The 16,915-nt window shown below is 72.9% G+C and carries 10 protein-coding genes; 7 read left to right on the top strand and 3 right to left on the bottom strand.

The window, feature by feature from the left end; all coding sequences use genetic code 11:
• Window positions 1-168: 168 nt before the first annotated feature.
• On the top strand, window positions 169-1,104 hold the full coding sequence (locus tag IG84_RS0104100) for an LCP family protein (RefSeq protein WP_031051444.1): 936 nt from the start codon (window positions 169-171) through the stop codon (window positions 1,102-1,104).
• A gap of 174 nt (window positions 1,105-1,278) precedes the next feature.
• Window positions 1,279-2,538 carry a hypothetical protein gene (locus IG84_RS41770; protein ID WP_037799161.1) on the top strand — a complete coding sequence of 420 codons (1,260 nt, stop codon included), beginning with the start codon at window positions 1,279-1,281 and terminating at the stop codon, window positions 2,536-2,538.
• A gap of 10 nt (window positions 2,539-2,548) precedes the next feature.
• Here the strand turns inward: IG84_RS41770 and IG84_RS0104110 are convergent, their stop codons facing one another.
• On the bottom strand, window positions 2,549-4,210 hold the full coding sequence (locus IG84_RS0104110; RefSeq protein ID WP_483855140.1) for an MFS transporter: 1,662 nt from the start codon (window positions 4,208-4,210) through the stop codon (window positions 2,549-2,551).
• 296 nt (window positions 4,211-4,506) lie between these two features.
• Here IG84_RS0104110 and mfd point away from each other — a divergent pair, with 296 nt between their 5' ends.
• A complete protein-coding gene (gene mfd, locus IG84_RS0104115; RefSeq protein WP_031051452.1) occupies window positions 4,507-8,043 on the top strand; it encodes a transcription-repair coupling factor in 3,537 nt (1,178 codons plus the stop codon).
• A 60-nt stretch (window positions 8,044-8,103) separates the two neighbouring features.
• Here mfd and IG84_RS0104120 read toward each other — a convergent pair whose 3' ends face one another.
• Window positions 8,104-9,570 (bottom strand): DUF2079 domain-containing protein, encoded by a 1,467-nt coding sequence (locus tag IG84_RS0104120; RefSeq protein WP_031051455.1) that lies wholly within the window; start codon window positions 9,568-9,570, stop codon window positions 8,104-8,106.
• A 224-nt stretch (window positions 9,571-9,794) separates the two neighbouring features.
• Here IG84_RS0104120 and IG84_RS0104125 point away from each other — a divergent pair, with 224 nt between their 5' ends.
• Complete coding sequence (locus IG84_RS0104125; protein ID WP_031051457.1) at window positions 9,795-10,559, top strand: HNH endonuclease family protein; 765 nt, start codon at window positions 9,795-9,797, stop codon at window positions 10,557-10,559.
• A gap of 127 nt (window positions 10,560-10,686) precedes the next feature.
• Here IG84_RS0104125 and IG84_RS0104130 read toward each other — a convergent pair whose 3' ends face one another.
• A complete protein-coding gene (locus IG84_RS0104130; protein ID WP_031051459.1) occupies window positions 10,687-11,511 on the bottom strand; it encodes a DUF4190 domain-containing protein in 825 nt (274 codons plus the stop codon).
• Window positions 11,512-11,801: 290 nt separating this feature from the next.
• On the opposite strand from IG84_RS0104130, the gene IG84_RS0104135 reads away from it, so the two are divergent.
• The 3 genes from IG84_RS0104135 (at window position 11,802) to IG84_RS0104145 (ending at window position 16,775) form a co-directional block, all read left to right on the top strand.
• Window positions 11,802-14,036: an N-6 DNA methylase gene (locus IG84_RS0104135; RefSeq protein ID WP_031051460.1), complete on the top strand. Its 2,235-nt coding sequence runs from the start codon at window positions 11,802-11,804 to the stop codon at window positions 14,034-14,036.
• A gap of 226 nt (window positions 14,037-14,262) precedes the next feature.
• On the top strand, window positions 14,263-14,997 hold the full coding sequence (locus IG84_RS0104140; protein ID WP_031051462.1) for a hypothetical protein: 735 nt from the start codon (window positions 14,263-14,265) through the stop codon (window positions 14,995-14,997).
• Window positions 14,994-16,775 (top strand): serine/threonine-protein kinase, encoded by a 1,782-nt coding sequence (locus tag IG84_RS0104145; RefSeq protein ID WP_031051464.1) that lies wholly within the window; start codon window positions 14,994-14,996, stop codon window positions 16,773-16,775. The genes IG84_RS0104140 and IG84_RS0104145 overlap by 4 nt, the downstream gene beginning before the upstream one ends.
• The last annotated feature ends 140 nt before the right edge of the window (window positions 16,776-16,915 follow it).

Raw genomic sequence — 16,915 nt, forward strand, 5'->3', positions numbered from 1 at the left:
ATACGTGGCGCTCGACCTGCGAGACGGGTCGGGCGCCACGATCATGCCGGTATGGCCCCACCGTCCCGACCCTCCCCACCGTCCCCGCCGCAGCCGAGTTCGACGGCGCTGTACCGCGCGGGGCGCGGGCGGGGCCGGCGCGGGCGGTCCTGGCCGCGGCGGATCGCGCTGCTGGTGACCGTGCTGGTGCTGCTGGCCCTGGCGCTGGCGGTCGCGCTGTTCTTCTGGGCGGGCGGGCAGCTCCGCCAGATGGACGCACTGAGCGCCTATCCGGGCCGGCCGGCCGCGGGCAAAGGCACGAACTGGCTCCTGGTGGGCTCCGACAGTCGGCGCGATCTGACCCACCGCCAGCAACAGGAGCTCCATGTGGGCCATGAGGCGGTGCGCAACACCGATACGGTGATGCTGCTGCACTACGGGGACAGCGGCCCGTCTCTGGTGAGCCTGCCGCGGGACAGTTACGTCGCGGTGCCGGGACACGGCAAGAACAAGATCAATGCGGCGTACGGCCTCGGCGGCGCGAAGCTGCTCTCGCGCACCGTCGAACAGGCGACGGGCCTGCGCGTGGACCACTACGCCGAGGTCGACTTCCTCGGCCTGGTGCGGGTGGTGGACGCGCTGGGCGGCGTACGGCTGTGCCTGGACGCGCCGCTGAAGGACGAGAAGTCCGGCGCCGACTTCCCGGCGGGCTGCTCGCGGATGAACGGCACTCAGGCGCTGGCGTACGTACGGGCCCGTTACAGCGACCCGAAGGGCGACCTGGGTCGGGTGCAGCGACAGCGGGCGCTCATCAGCGCCGTGTCGGAGAGGATGCTCGGCCCCGGGACGCTGCTGAACCCGTTCCGGACGGTGCCGGCACTGGACGCGGCGCTGGCGGCGCTGCGCGTGGACGGCCGGACCGGCGTGGTGGACCTGACGCAGATGGGACTGTCGATGAAGCAGGTGGCGAAGGGGTCGGGGACGGCCACGACGGTGCCGGTCACCGGCCCGGGGACGGCGGTCGCCGGCGCGGGGGACGTGCTCGTGTGGGACGCGGAGCGGGCGCGGCGGCTTTTCCGTGCCCTCCGTACCGACGAGCCGATTCCGACTTCTGCGGAAAAGTAACGCATCCTTGGGCAGTGATAGGTGCGGAGTGTCGCGTTATGGGCGCTTCGGAACAATCAACAAAGATGTGCGCCGGACCACGTCACTGTCGGAGAGGGGCTTTGAGGGATGAGTGCATCGGTGTCGCCTCACGGATTCGAGGTCGTACGAGGGCGTGGTTACCGTCCGGCGGACGTGGACCGCAGAGTCGAAGGGCTCTCCCTCGACCGCGACTCCTGCTGGGAACGGGCGGCCCGCCTCACCGTGCTGGCCAACGAGATGACCGCCGAACTGGAGCGGCTGCGCGAGTACCTCGCCCATATGCCGCCCCAGACGTACGAGTCCCTGGGCGAGCAGGCCCGCCTGATCCTGACCACGGTGGAGTCCGAGGCGGAGCGGCTGCGCACCGAAGCGGCGGCGGACGCCGAGCGGCTGCGGGAGGAGGCGGCGGACTACGGGCGGGAGCAGGGCGACGCCGCCGACGCGTACGCGCTGAGGCTCTGCCAGGACGCCGAGGACGCCGCTGTACGCGCTGAGGAGGCGGCGGAGGCCGAGGCGCGGACCATGGTCGAGGAGGCCGCCAGGGCCGCCGAGGAGGCGCGCCAGGAGGCGGAGGAAGGGCTCCGCGAGATGCGCCGGCGCACCGCGGAGGTCCTGGAGGACCAGGAGAAGAGCCTGGCCGAGCAGTGGACGGCGGCGGAGCAGGAGCTGGCCGACCGTGAACTGGCCATACAGCAGCGGATCGCGGACCTGGAGGAGCGCGGCGAGGCGCGCATCGTGGAGGCGCAGCGCCACTACGCCAGGATGGAGGAGTCCGCGCGGCACATCGATGAGGAGGCCGCGGCCCGCGCCTCCGAACTGATCGCGGAGGCCGAGGCGGAGGCGGCCCGCGTCGAACGCGCCACGGAACGCGTCCTGCGCGAGCACGAGGAGCGCCGCGAGGAGCTGCGCTCCCACATGGCCCACGTACGCAGCAGCCTGGCCACCCTCATGGGCAAGGACCCGGACGCGGCGGAGCAGGAACACGAGCAGGAGCAGGAGCAGGAGTACGGACGGGAGTCCGACGCCGGGCACGTGTACGACGTGGCGACGGAGGACGGGGAAGGCGTACGGGGGCACACGGAGGCGCCGTACGAAGAGGCTCCGGACGCTGCGTACGAAGGGGCCGCGGACGCTGCGTATGAAGGGGCCGCGGACGCTGCGTATGAAGGGGCCGCGGACGCTGCGTATGAAGGGGCCGCGGACGCTGGGTACGACGACGGCGCGAACGCTGCGTATGAAGGCGGCGCGAACGCTGCGTACGAAGAGGCACTCGCCCCCGAAGCCGCGCCTGCCCCTGAAGCAGTGCGCGCCTCTGAAGCCGCGCCCGCCCACGAGGAGGCCCCCGCCAAGCGCGGTGTGGACCCCGACGAGGAGGACACGCTCGAGACCGAGCTGCCGCGTACGGAGGGCTGAGCCGCCCGCCTCAGTCCTTCTCGGCGGGTCCGGCCTCCCCCTCTCCCCGTGCGTCCGCGTGGACGGGGAAGCGGCGCGGGGCGAAGAGCAGCGCGGCCAGGGCGAGCAGCCCGGCGACGGCGGCGCCGTAGTAGACGTGTTCGACCGTGGTGTCCACGGCGTGCCGCAGGTAGTCGGTGGCCTGCTCGGTGAGCGTGCCGGCGTGTTCCAGCGCGCGGGAGACGGCGTCCAGGTCGCCCGGCAGCCCGGCGCGGATGCCGGCGGGCGCGTCGGCCAGCCGCCCGGCCAGGGTGGTGTTGGCGACGGCCCCGAAGAGCGCGGCCCCGACGGACTGGCCGACCTGGCGGCAGAAGAGGATCGAGGCGGTGGCGGTGCCCCGTTCGGCGTACCCGACGGAGGACTGCACCCCGATGATCAGCGGCAACTGGAACAGTCCGAGGGTGGCGCCCAGCGCGAGCATGAGCAGCGCCGGCTGCCACGCCGCGCCGGGGTAGGGCAGTTGCGGGAAGGCCAGCAGCACCAGCGTGGCGGCGCCGATGCCGAGGAGCGCGCACGTGCGGATGCCGAAGCGGTTGTAGACGTGGCTGCTGAGCGCGGCCGCCACCGGCCAGCTCATGGTCATGGTGGACAGCACGAACCCGGCCGCGATGGGGCCGAGGCCCAGTACGGCCTGGGCGTAGGTGGGCAGGAAGACGGTCGGGGCGACCATCAGCAGCCCGAGGGCGCCGAGCGCGAGGTTGACGGTGGAGATGGTGCGGCGGCGCCAGACCCAGCCGGGGATGATCGGCTCGGCGGCGCGGCGTTCGATCAGTACGGTGGCGGCTGCGCACAGGGCGCTGCCGCCCAGCAGGAGCAGCGAGGGCGCGGACAGCCAGGGCCAGGCGACGCCGCCCTGGACGAGCGCGGTCAGCAGCAGCCCGCCGCAGGCGAAGATGGCCAGTGCGCCGGGCCAGTCGATGACCGGCCTGGTGGTACGGGTGCGGTGCGCGGGGTCCTCGTAGCCCCTCTTGTCCTCGAAGAAGTGGCGCAGGACGAGCCAGAGGGCGAGCGCGCCGACCGGCAGGTTGACGAGGAAGATCCAGCGCCAGTCCGCGTAGGCCGCGAGCAGGCCGCCGAGCGCGGGCCCGGCCACGGAGGAGGTGGCCCAGACGGTGGAGAGCTTCGCCTGTATGCGCGGCCGCTCCTTCATGGGGTACAGGTCGGCGGCGATGGTCTGCACGGTGCCCTGGAGGGCGCCGCCGCCGAGGCCCTGCAGGACGCGGAAGGCGATCAGCGAGGCCATGTTCCAGGCGCCCGCGCACAGCAGCGAGCCGGCGAGGAAGATCACGATGCCGGCGACGAGGACGGGCTTGCGGCCGAAGGTGTCGGAGAGCTTGCCGTAGACGGGCAGGGTGACGGTGACGGCCAGCAGGTAGCCGGAGAAGAGCCAGGAGAAGACCGAGAAGCCGCCGAGGTCGCCGACGATCTGCGGGACGGCGGTGGCGATGATCGTGGAGTCCAGGGCGGCCAGTGCCATGCCGAGCATGAGGGCGGCGACGACGGGGCCGCGGCGGGTGGCGGGTGCCGCGGCGCGTGTCTCCGGCTGCTCCGCTGCCGCGCTCCCGGTCGGCTCCGTCTTCGGTACCGCACCCGCCGTCCGCTCCGGTTCCGTCCGTCCGCCGGTGCCGCTCACCGTGCCCCCTCCGCCGTATCCGTGTACCGGACACCATTCCACGCGCAGCCGGGATGCGGTACGGGGCTTCTCGCCCGTCGAGACGGTGCCGCGCCGTCGTGGCCGAGCGCGCGGTTCCCCGCGCGACCAGCCGCAGCGGCGGTGCGCCGGTACCGCGCTCCCGAACCACCCCGATAGCCTCATCCGCACCGCGGCCGGGCGTACGCTGGGGGATCCTGGCCCGCCCGCGGTGCCGGCCGTCGAGCCGCCGCAGGGCGGCACCGCGTTGTCCGACTCCCTGGGACGGAAGCCTTTTCATGAGCCTGACAGGACTGCTCGACGCCGTCGTACGGGACCCGGCGCTGGCCGAAGCGGTCGAGGCCGCCACCGACGGGCACCGCCGTCACGTGGACCTGGTCGGCCCGCCGGCCGCCCGCCCCTTCGCCGTCGCCGCGCTGGCCCGCGATGCCCAGCGCCCGGTGCTCGCGGTCACCGCGACCGGCCGGGAGGCCGAGGACCTGGCCGCCGCGCTGCGCTCGCTGCTCCCCGAGGACAGCGTCGTGGAGTACCCCTCCTGGGAGACCCTGCCGCACGAGCGCCTCTCGCCCCGTTCGGACACCGTCGGCCGCCGCCTCGCCGTGCTGCGCCGGCTCGCCCACCCCACGAAGGACGACCCGGCGACCGGCCCGGTCTCGGTCGTGGTCGCGCCTGTGCGGTCCGTGCTGCAGCCGCAGGTCAAGGGGCTGGGCGACCTGGAGCCCGTCGCGCTCCGCAGCGGCGAGAGCGCCGACCTCGGCGAGATCGTGGACGGCCTGGCGGCCGCCGCGTACAGCCGCGTGGAACTGGTCGAGAAGCGCGGCGAGTTCGCGGTCCGCGGCGGCATCCTGGACGTCTTCCCGCCCACCGAGGAACACCCGCTGCGGATCGAGTTCTGGGGCGACGACGTCGAGGAGATCCGGTACTTCAAGGTCGCCGACCAGCGGTCCCTGGAGATCGCCGAGCACGGCCTGTGGGCGCCGCCCTGCCGCGAGCTGCTGCTCACCGCCTCCGTACGGGAGCGGGCCGCGGCGCTCGCCGAGGAGCACCCGGAGCTCGGCGAGCTGCTCGGCAAGATCGCCGAGGGCATCGCGGTGGAGGGCATGGAGTCCCTCGCGCCGGTCCTCGTGGACGAGATGGAGCTGCTGCTGGACGTGCTGCCGGCGGGCTCCATGGCGGTGGTCTGCGATCCGGAGCGGGTGCGGACGCGCGCCGCCGACCTGGTCGCCACCAGCCAGGAGTTCCTGCAGGCGAGCTGGGCTGCCACGGCCGGCGGCGGAGAGGCCCCCATCGATGTCGGCGCGGCCTCCCTGTGGGGCATCGCGGACGTCCGCGACCGCGCCCGTGAGCTGGGCATGATGTGGTGGTCGGTCTCGCAGTTCGCCGCCGACGAGGCGGCCGAGACGGACGGGGACACCCTCAAGCTCGGCATGCACGCCCCCGAGACGTACAGAGGCGACACCCAGCGCGCGCTCGCCGACACCAAGCAGTGGCTGGCCGACGGCTGGCGCACGGTCTACCTCACCGAGGGCCACGGCCCCGCGGCCCGTACGGTCGAGGTGCTCGGCGGCGAGGGCATCGCCGCCCGGCTGGACCCCGAACTGCCGGAGATCTCACCGGCCGTCGTGCACGTCTCCTGCGGCTCGATCGACAACGGCTTCGTCGACCCGGGGCTGAAGCTCGCGGTGCTCACCGAGACCGACCTCTCGGGCCAGAAGGCGGCCGGCAAGGACGCCACGCGGATGCCGGCCCGCCGCCGCAAGACCATCGACCCGCTCACCCTCGAAGCGGGCGACTACATCGTGCACGAACAGCACGGCGTCGGCCGGTACATCGAAATGGTGCAGCGCACGGTCCAGGGCGCCACCCGCGAGTACCTCCTCGTCGAGTACGCGCCCGCCAAGCGCGGCCAGCCCGGCGACCGCCTCTACATCCCCACCGACCAGCTCGAGCAGGTCACCAAGTACGTCGGCGGCGAGGCCCCGACGCTGCACCGCCTCGGCGGCGCCGACTGGACCAAGACCAAGGCGCGCGCGAAGAAGGCCGTCAAGGAGATCGCGGCCGACCTGATCAAGCTGTACTCGGCCCGGATGGCGGCGCCCGGCCACACGTTCGGCCCGGACACCCCCTGGCAGCGCGAGCTGGAGGACGCGTTCCCGTACGCGGAGACGCCCGACCAGCTCACCACCATCGCCGAGGTCAAGGAGGACATGGAGAAGTCGGTCCCGATGGACCGACTGATCTGCGGCGACGTCGGCTACGGCAAGACCGAGATCGCGGTGCGCGCCGCCTTCAAGGCCGTCCAGGACGGCAAGCAGGTCGCCGTGCTGGTCCCGACGACGCTGCTCGTGCAGCAGCACTTCGGCACCTTCACCGAGCGCTACGGTCAGTTCCCCGTCAACGTCCGCGCCCTCTCCCGCTTCCAGACCGAGACCGAGTCGAAGGCCACCCTGGAGGGTCTCAAGGACGGCTCGGTCGACATCGTCATCGGCACCCACCGGCTGTTCTCCTCCGAGACCAAGTTCAAGGACCTGGGCCTGGTCATCGTCGACGAGGAGCAGCGCTTCGGTGTCGAGCACAAGGAGCAGCTCAAGAAGCTGCGTGCGAACGTGGACGTGCTGACCATGTCGGCGACGCCGATTCCGCGGACCTTGGAGATGGCGGTGACGGGCATCCGTGAGATGTCGACGATCACCACCCCGCCCGAGGAGCGGCACCCGGTGCTCACCTTCGTCGGGCCGTACGAGGAGAAGCAGATCGGCGCCGCCATCCGCCGCGAACTGCTCCGCGAGGGCCAGGTCTTCTACATCCACAACCGTGTGGAGTCCATCGACCGGGCCGCGGCCCGCCTCCGCGAGATCGTCCCCGAGGCGCGCATCACCACCGCCCACGGCCAGATGTCGGAGTCCGCACTCGAACAGGTCGTGGTCGACTTCTGGGAGAAGAAGTCCGACGTACTGGTCGCCACGACCATCGTCGAGTCCGGCATCGACATCTCCAACGCCAACACCCTGATCGTTGAACGAGGCGACAATTTCGGCCTCTCCCAGCTCCACCAGCTCCGCGGCCGCGTCGGCCGTGGCCGCGAGCGCGGCTACGCCTACTTCCTCTACCCGCCGGAGAAGCCGCTTACGGAGACCGCGCACGAGCGGCTGGCCACCATCGCCCAGCACACGGAGATGGGCGCCGGCATGTACGTCGCGATGAAGGACCTGGAGATCCGCGGCGCGGGCAACCTCCTCGGCGGCGAGCAGTCGGGCCACATCGCGGGCGTCGGCTTCGACCTGTACGTCCGCATGGTCGGCGAGGCCGTGGCGGACTACCGCGCCTCCCTGGAAGGCGGCGTGGAGGAGGAGCCGCCGCTGGAGGTGAAGATCGAACTGCCGGTGGACGCGCACGTCCCGCACGACTACGCCCCCGGCGAGCGCCTGCGCCTGCAGGCGTACCGCGCGATCGCCGCCGCCAACACCGAGGAGGACATCGCCTCGGTACGCGAGGAACTGACCGACCGCTACGGCAAGCTCCCCGAGCCGGTGGAGAACCTCCTGCTGGTCGCGGGCCTGCGGATGCTCGCCCGCGCCTGCGGCGTCACCGACATCACGCTGCAGGGCTCCAACATCCGCTTCGGCCCGGTCGAGCTGCGCGAGTCCCAGGAGCTGCGGCTGAAGCGGCTGTACCCGCGTACGGTCATCAAGCCCGCCACCCACCAGGTCCTGGTACCCCGCCCGGCCACGGGCAAGATCGGCGGCAAGCCGCTGGTCGGCCGCGAACTGCTGGCCTGGGTGGGGGAGTTCCTCACCTCGGTACTGGGGTCGTGAGGTCGGTTCTGGGGGCTTAGCGGGGCCGCAGCGGCGGGGAACTCGGGTTCCCGCCGCGCCTCAGTCCTTCGTGGCGCGTTTGAGGAGGGTGAGGCCGCCGGCCTCGCCGTCCGGTACGTACACCGCGCCCGGGTGGCGGTGGCCGGCGTCCGCGAGGGCCTGCGGAGTGGTCCGGCCGTCGCGGAGCTGGACGGCGACGTAGTCCGGGGCGATGCCGCGGGTGTCGCCTATCCAGTACACCGTCGTACGGCCGGTGAGCCGGCTGATGGGCCGGACGTCGGCCTCGACGGTGGCACCGTCGGGGATGCGGCCGAGCAGCGCCTCGGCCTGGGCGACGGAGGGATCCGTGCGGTAGGTGTCCGCTTCGGTGAGCCGCGCGAGCGGCAGCGTCGTGGTCAGCGCGAGGGCTGCGGCGAGCGCGGCGGCCGGGAGGTGCGTGGCGTAACTGCGCAGCCAGGGGCGGACACTCGTACGGAACCGGGGCAGCGCGTCGACCAGCGCGAGGAAGACCACCGGCATCAGGACGGCGCTGTAGTGCCAGTCGGTGCCCCAGTAGTGGTCGTCGTGCGAGACGAAGCGCCAGCCGATGGTCGGCACCGCGGCGAGCAGCAGCGGTGAACGCAGGGCCAGCAGGCCGGTGGTGGGCAGCAGTATCCACAGCAGCGTTCGGACGGCCGTGTCCACGGGGATGAGCGGTGCCGGTCCGCCGTCGCCGCTGAGCTTGGTCCAGTAGTCGTACGAGCCGGTGCCGTTGAAGGCGGGGATGATCACGGCGAGCGTGAGGGCGGTGGCGGCGAGGCCGAGGAAAACCAGCGTGACGGCCGCGGGCACCGCGCGCCGGGCCCGGATCAGGACGATCACGCCGATGGCCGCCGCGGTCACCCCCAGATCCTCCTTGACCAGGATCAGCGGGGCCGCCCAGCACACCGCAGCGGTCCAGCGTCTGCCGATGACCGCTTCCAGCGAGAAGGCGATCATCGGCAGCGCGAACGCGATCTCGTGGAAGTCGAAGTCGACCGCGCGCTGCACCCCCCAGGACAGTCCGTACGCCGCGCCGACGGCGAGCCCGGCGCGGCGGCCGAGCAGCCGGGCCGCGCAGCGGGTGACGGGCACGGCGGACAGGGCGAAGAGCGCGGCCTGCGCGACGAGCAGGGTCACCGGGGAGGGCAGCAGCCGGTAGAGCGGGGCGAGCAGGGCGAGTACCGGACTGAAGTGGTCGCCGAGGATGTTCGCGCCGGGGCCCTTGAGGTCGGCGACGGGGGCCTGGAGATGCGCGTAGGACCGGACCACCTGCTCGAATATCCCGAGGTCCCAGGAGATCGTGCCCATGGTGCGGTACCGCTGTACGGACAACGTGGCGAACAGGGCGAAGAGGACGGCGGCCGTCCAGCACGGGTCCAGGCGCGGGCCGCGCAACGCGGCGGCCCGGACACCGAGGCGGCCCGGCCCGCGTCCGGTACGGCCGTCGGCCGCGGCCGGGGTCCGGGCGCCGGCCTCGCCCGTCGCGGTTGCTGCGGCCGTGTCCATGCGGATCCTTACTCTTCCTCGCTCGCCTGTCCCTGGTACTTGGGTACGTGCTCTCTGCCGTCTGAACTCTGAACTTCCGAAAAGGTACTCGACACCATCGAACCGGACGGCCCGTCATACAAGGTGGCCCACGAGACCTATGGTCACCAAGGGGCGGACACCCGCCCCGACCGCCCGCCGTGGCCACCGGCCCCGATGATCGTCGTGACGCAACCGAAGATTGGATGTCCCCCTTGATACGGTCCGCGCTTCCCGTACGCCGCGCCGCGCTCTCCGCGACGGCTCTCGCCGCGGCCCTCGCCCTGGCCGGCTGCAACCCGTCCAGCGGCAGCACTCATGGAGACGGCAAGCGGAGCCCGGACGTTCCCACGGCGACGGGCGAACCGGGCAGTGCACTCTCGGCGCTCGGCTCGCTCACGGTCAAGGGCCGGGCCCCGAAGACCGGATACGAGCGGGACCGCTTCGGCACCGCCTGGGCCGACACCGACAGCAACGGCTGCCCGACCCGTGAGGACATCCTCAAGCGCGACCTGACGCAGGTGCAGTACCAGGACGGCCGCTGCAAGGTGTCCTCGGGCGAACTGGCGAAGGACCCCTACACCGGACAGCGGGTGATCTTCCGGCGCGGCAGCAGCCTCGTGGACATCGACCACGTTGTGGCTCTGTCGGACGCCTGGCAGAAGGGCGCCCAGCAGTGGCCGGCCGGCAAGCGGATCGCGCTGGCCAACGATCCGCTGAACCTCATCGCGGTCGGCGCCTCCGCCAACCGTCAGAAGAGCGACGGCGACGCGGCCACCTGGCTGCCGGCCAACAAGGGCTACCGCTGCGACTACATCGCCCAGCAGGTCGCGGTGAAGAAGAAGTACGGCCTGTGGGTGACGCGCGCGGAGAAGGCGGCGATGGGGAAGGTGCTGCACACCTGCCCGGCCGAGAAGCTCCCCGCAGGCGGCAACCCGACCGAGGCCCCGCCCCGCTTCCACGCGCAGTAGCCGACCGGGGCACCGTCCCGTTTCCCCGCGCACTGGCCGACAGGCCGGGAGGCGCGGGCACGGCGGCCGTGCCCGGCAGCCTGGGACGGCCGGCCGGCCGGGCACGGTGCCGGTGGTCAGGGGCAGGTCACAGACCCAGGTCCCACTGGGACGCCTCGTGCTCCAGGCCCGGCGTCACCTCGACGTCGAGGTTCTTCGCCGCCGCCGGGGTGTCGAAGGCGAACTCCACGCTCGCGCTCTTGCCCGGCAGGATCTTGCCGTTGAAGCCCTCGCCGACCGTGCCGTCGAATATCTGCTCCGCGGCCTTGCCGTCCTTGCCGGCGCGCGCCTCGACCAGGGTCAGGGCGCTGTCGAACTTCTCCTTGCCCTTGTTCTCCAGCTGCACCGTGATCTTGTAAGCCTTCTGGCCCTCCTTGTGGCCGACGGCGAACTCGCCGACGGTGTACGCCGTCGCCTTGGACACCGTGACGCTCAGACCCGTGTCGTACTCGGCGGTGTCGCCGGCGTGCAGCGCCTCGCCCTCCGCGTCCTTCGAGTCGCTGCCCGTGCCGGCCGCGTCCTCATCCTCCGCGCCACCGCTCTTGGGCTGCGCGGTGGAGGTCTCCAGCGACTTGTTGATCTCGTCGACCGTGTCCTTGACCGCGGTGAAGGTGATGACCGCACCGACCACCGACAGGATCAGCGAGGCGACGCCCAGCAGCACGCCCGCCAGCGCGACCCCCTTATTGGTGGCCTGACCGCGCTTGGCGCGGCCCCGGCCGACCAGGCCGAAGATCAGGGCCAGCAGGCCGAGCGTGCCGGCGAACCAGAACAGGAGCGGTATCAGACCGGACAGGGCGCCGATCACGCCGAGCACGAGGGCCGCGATGCCCAGGCCGTTGCGCGTGGCCTGCGGAGCCGGGACGCCCGTCGGAACCGGGGCGCCGGGCGGGAACTGCATCTGCTGGGACATGGCTGTGGGTCCCTTCCGGGAGTCTCGATCGGTTCTGACGAAACGACCTGAAGCAAGAGAGAGGAGAAGAGCGAGAAGAGTGCGAAGAACAAGAGGAACGACGAGAAAGTCGAGAAAGGTGGAGCTGGTGTCGCGATGACTTAATAACAGCAGAGGCTGTGAACCGAGTCAACACGGTTCACGGGAAAGAGTTAATTCACGACGTGAAGGGGTCTGGGGCTGTGTCGTGGGTATGCTCGCTGACACAGGCGACACAGACGCGACGGAGCGATCGGACGGGAGCCAGTCAGGTGCCGGAGAACGCAACACCGGAGACCCCAGCGCAGACCGCGGTGGAAGCCGCGGTCGCGGCCGAGGTGACCGCTGCGGGTATTGCGCGCCTGGCCGGCGTGGGCCGGGCCGCGGTCAGCAACTGGCGCCGCCGGCACGCCGACTTCCCCAGGCCCGTAGGGGGGACGGAGGCCAGCCCCGCCTTCGCGCTGACCGCCGTCGAGCAGTGGCTGCGCGATCAGGGCAAGCTCGCCGAAGTGCCGCTGCGCGAGCGGGTCTGGCAGCAGGTCACGGGCCACCCGGCCGGCGCCGCCACGGCCCTGCGGCACGTCGGAGCCGTCCTCCTCCTCGTCCGCGACCGCCCCGCCGTCTGGCGCGGACTCGCCCGGGCCGATGACGACGCCGAGCTGACCGGCCTGCTGCCGCCCGCGCTCGACGCCGTCCTCACCGCCCGCCTCGGCCCCGCCCACCCCGTCACGGGCCTCACCCGCGAGACCCTCGCCCCGTCCAGCGCCCTCGTCCGGGCGGCCGCCGAGCTCGCCGAGGACGCGGAAGGCGCTCCGTATGCGTACGAGTTCCTGCTCGGCCGCCATCTGGACGCCAACCCCCGGCAGTACACCCTCACCCCGCCTGGTCTCGCCGCCCTCATGGCCGAGCTGGCCGGTCCCGCCGCCGCCGTCCTGGACCCCGCCGCCGGCACCGGCACCTTGCTGTACCCCGCGCAGGAGCCGGCCCCCGCGCAAGCGCCCAACGCCAAGGACGGACCCAAGGAAGAGGGGAGCGCCAAGGAAAGGGCGAAGGGAGAAGGAGAGAGGGGAGGAGAAGGGGACGGCCCGGATCCTCAGGCGCGGCCGGGGCCCGCCGCGGTCTACGGGCAGGAGGCCGACGCCGATCTCGCCGCGCTCACCGCACTGCGCCTGGCCCTGCGTTCGCCGGGGACCCAGGTCCGGATCCAGGCCGCCGACACCCTGCGCGACGACGCCTTCCCCGACCTCGAGGTCGACGCCGTCCTGACTCACCCGCCCTTCAATGAGCGCAACTGGGGCCACGACACCCTGGCCTACGACCCCCGCTGGGAGTACGGCTTCCCGGCCCGTACGGAATCGGAGCTGGCCTGGGTCCAGCACGCGCTGGCCCGCCTCAAGACCGGCGGCACGGCCGTCCTGCTCATGCCGCCCGCCGCCGCCTCCCGCCGCTCCGGCCGCCGGATCCGCGCCGACCTGCTGCGCCGCGGCGCGCTGCGGGCCGTCATCGCGCTGCCCGCCGGCGCCGCCCCGCCGTACGGCATCCCGCTGCACCTGTGGGTGCTGCACCGGCCGGGCAGCGCCCCGCCGCCCGCCCCCCACCTCCTGGTCGTCGACACCGCCGAACTGGCCCCGGGCGGCCGGGACAAGCTCGACTGGCAGACCGTGCGCGCCACCGTCCTGGACGCCTGGCGGACCTTCGACCACGAGGGCGGCATCGAGGAACGGCCGGGCGTGCGGCGCTCGCTGGCCGCCATCGACCTGCTGGACGACGACGTCGACCTCGCCCCGGCCCGGCACCTCCCACCCCCCGCGGCGGGCGGCGGCCCCGCCGAACTGGCCCGCGCGCACGAGGAGCTGACCGCCGCCCTCGCCCGTACCACCGATCTCGCGCCGGTCCCCGCGTCCGCCGGGCGGGAGGCGCCCGCCCGCTGGCCGCTGACCACCGTCGGCGAGCTGGCCCGGGCCGGCGCGCTGGTGCTGCGGGCCGGCGGGCCCGGCACCGCCGCCCTGGGAGAGGGCCCCGTCCAGCTCACCGAGCACGACGTCATCGGCGGCACACCGCCGTCCGGCACCCTTCCCGAACCGGCCACCGGGGACGCCCCCGAAGAGCCCGTCCTGCTCCAGGCCGGCGACGTCGTCGTGCCGGTCCTGGGCGGCGGGGCCATCGCCCGGGTCGTCGATGCCGCCACCGAGGGCGCAGCGCTCGGCCGCAACCTCTTCCTGCTGCGGCCGGACCCGGCCGCGCTGGACCCCTGGTTCCTCGCCGGGTTCCTGCGCGGCACCGCCAACAACCGCCAGGCCAGCAGCTACGCCTCCACCGCCACCCGGCTCGACGTCCGTCGCCTCCAACTCCCCCGGCTCCCCCCGGCCGAGCAGCGCGAATACGGCGAACGCTTCCGGGCGCTCGCCGCCTTCGAGGAAGCGCTCCGCGAATCGGCCCGGTTGGGCGAGCGCTTGGCGCAGGGCCTGTACGACGGGCTGACGGACGGGTCCATACCGCCGGGGTGACCGGCGCGGAGAGGCCGGTCACCCGCCGGGGCCGGTGACCGGCGAGGGCTCGTGGGGCCATCGGGCGGTTGTCGGTCTGTGCGGTCGGTGCCGGTGCGGCCGGAGCGTGCTGTGGCGGTTGTGACCGGACCGGGATGTGAGTCCGTACAACCCAGACGGTGTTGTCAGTGTCGGTATATACGTTCGAAAAAAACCGCCACGACGGCCATACCGACCAGGAGCAGCAATGCACGGCCCCGCCGCCCCGGCTCCGCCACCGCCGCCCCGCCCCGCCAAGCCGGGCACGGTCGTGCTGCTGCGGGTGGTCTTCGTGGCGATCGCCGTGCTCAGCATCGGGATGCTCGCCTGGGTGACGTTGCTGCGCGCCGCGCTGGTGCACCGGCGGCCGGTGGGCTGGTGGATCTTTGGAGTGGACGCGGCGCTGGCCATCCCGCTGATGGCCGTGGTCGGTTCGGTGCCCGAGAGCGACTGGCGCGGGGACGTTGCGCTGGCCCTGATCCTGCTGCAGATGGCGGGTGCCGTGGCGTACTACCTCGTGGTCGACATCCGTGCCCGTGCCCGTGCGCTCGCGAGGTACCCGGCCGGCTACGGCCGGACCGCCCAGCCGTACGGGGCCGCTGCGTTCGGAGTCCCCGCGTACGGAGCCCCGGGGGCTCCGGCCGGATACGCAGGAGGGGCGGTGTACGAGCAGGGCACGATGCCCGGTGCGCCGCCGGGTCCGGGGCCGGGGTCGGGGCCGGGCCCGTACGACTCCCTGCCGAACCCGTACGCCGCTCCCGCGCCCACCCCCGCGGGTCCGCAGTCGCCGCATGCGCAACCGGCGTTGGCACAACCGCCTTTGGCGCAGCCGCGGCCGCAGCGTATTGAGCGGGTGCGGGCCGAGCTGGATGAGCTCAGCGAGTACCTCCGCCGGGGTGAGGGCGCCGGGGGCGAGGGCCGGCGTGAGGAGGAAGGGCGGTGAACGGCAGAGTCATCGCCGAGCGGTACGAACTCTCCGCACTGCTCGGCCAGGGCGGCATGGGCCAGGTGTGGATCGCGTACGACCGGCGCCTGGACCGCCGGGTCGGCGTCAAGCTGCTCCGCCCCGACCGGCTGGCCGGCGCGCCCGACGCGGAGGAGCTGCGCCACCGCTTCGCGCGCGAGTGCCGGGTGACCGCGCAGGTGGATCACCCCGGCCTGGTCACCGTGCACGACGCGGGCAGCGACGGGGACGACCTCTTCCTGGTCATGCAGTACGTCGAGGGGGCCGACCTCGCCGACCACCTCGCCGAGCACGACCCCTACCCCTGGACCTGGGCCGTGTGCGTGGCGGCGCAGCTGTGCGCGGTACTGGCGTCCGTGCACGCGGTGCCGATCGTGCACCGCGACCTCAAGCCGCGGAACGTCATGGTCAAGGCGGACGGCACGGTCACCGTCCTGGACCTCGGCATCGCCTCCGCGCTGGACACCGACACCACACGCCTCACCCACACCGGCTCGCCCATCGGCAGCCCCGCCTACATGGCGCCCGAGCAGGCCATGGGCGGGACGGTCGGCCCGTACACCGACCTGTACGCGCTCGGCGTGCTGCTGCACGAACTGCTCAGCGGGTCCGTGCCGTTCGCCGGGTCGACGGCGCTGGGCGTGCTGCACCGGCATCTGTACGAGATGCCGGTGCCGGTCCGGCAGCTGCGCCCCGACGTGCCCGAGGCGCTGGAAGCGCTGGTGCTTCGGCTGCTGGCCAAGGACCCCGAACACCGCCCTGCCGACGCGCAGGAGGTGTACCAGGCGCTGGCCCCCCTGCTCCCGCACGCCGGCTCCGGAAGAGGGGGAGCGGGGACGGGGGCGCCCATGGATCCGACCCGGCCGTTTCTGCTGCCGCACGCCCCGTGGCCGCGCCGCGCGGCACCGCCGGCCGCCACGGCGCCTACGGTGACGGCCGTACCGGTGGCGGCAGCGGTACCGATGACGGTTGGACCGGTGGCGGCGGGGCCGGTGGCTGAGGTGCGGGCACCGGCTGCACCGCCCGTGCCCGTACAAGCCGTGCCCGCACCGCCCGTACCCGTACCGGCCGTTGCCGTATCGCAGGTGCCCGCCGCGTCAGTGCCCGGGCCCGTGTCCGTGCCGCCGGGGACGGACCCTCGTACGCCGATCTCTGTGCCGTCCTCCACGCCCATGTCCACGCCCGCCCCCACCCCCCTCGGGCTGGACGTCGCGGCTGCTGTGGAGGAGGTCAAACGGTTGCTGGACCACGGGCGGATCACGCAGGCCGTCGACATCCTGGGTGGCATCCTGCCGGCCGCCGCCGCGCGGCACGGCGAGCACTCGCCGGTCGTGCGTACGCTGCGCAAGCAGTACGCGGCCACGCTGATGGACGACGGGCAGTACCGGCGAGCGCTGCCGGAACTGCGGCTGCTGGTCGAGGAGTTCGCGCGCGGGTCCGGTCCGCGGGCGGCCCGCCAGGCGCTCCAGTTCCGTTTCGAGGCGGCGCAGTGCCTGGAGCAGCTCGGCGAGGCCGCGGCGGCCCTGGAGGAGTACCGCACGCTGCTGCCGCACTTCGAGGCGGCTTCCGACGACCCGGTACGACCGCTGGAGATACGGCGTTCCATCGGCCACTTGCTGCTCGCGCTGGGCGAGCGCGGTGCGGCGCAGGAGACGCTGGCCCGGCTGCTGTACGACGCGGAGCGGGTGCACGGCGCGCATCACGCCTTTCCCGCGGAGGTGCGTCGGACGCTGGAGTGGCTGGCCCGCGTCCGCTGAACGGTCGCCCCCGCCGCGGCCCGCCGCTCCGGAGCAGCCGACCCCGCCGCCTCCTGGGTACGAAACACAAAAGTGCCGCAATCGTTGGTCGAATTGCTGGTCCGCGCCGCGCGGACTCCATACCATCGATCAACGCCAGG

Origin of the sequence: Streptomyces ochraceiscleroticus (assembly GCF_000720485.1) — a bacterium.
Classification (GTDB): domain Bacteria; phylum Actinomycetota; class Actinomycetes; order Streptomycetales; family Streptomycetaceae; genus Streptomyces; species Streptomyces ochraceiscleroticus.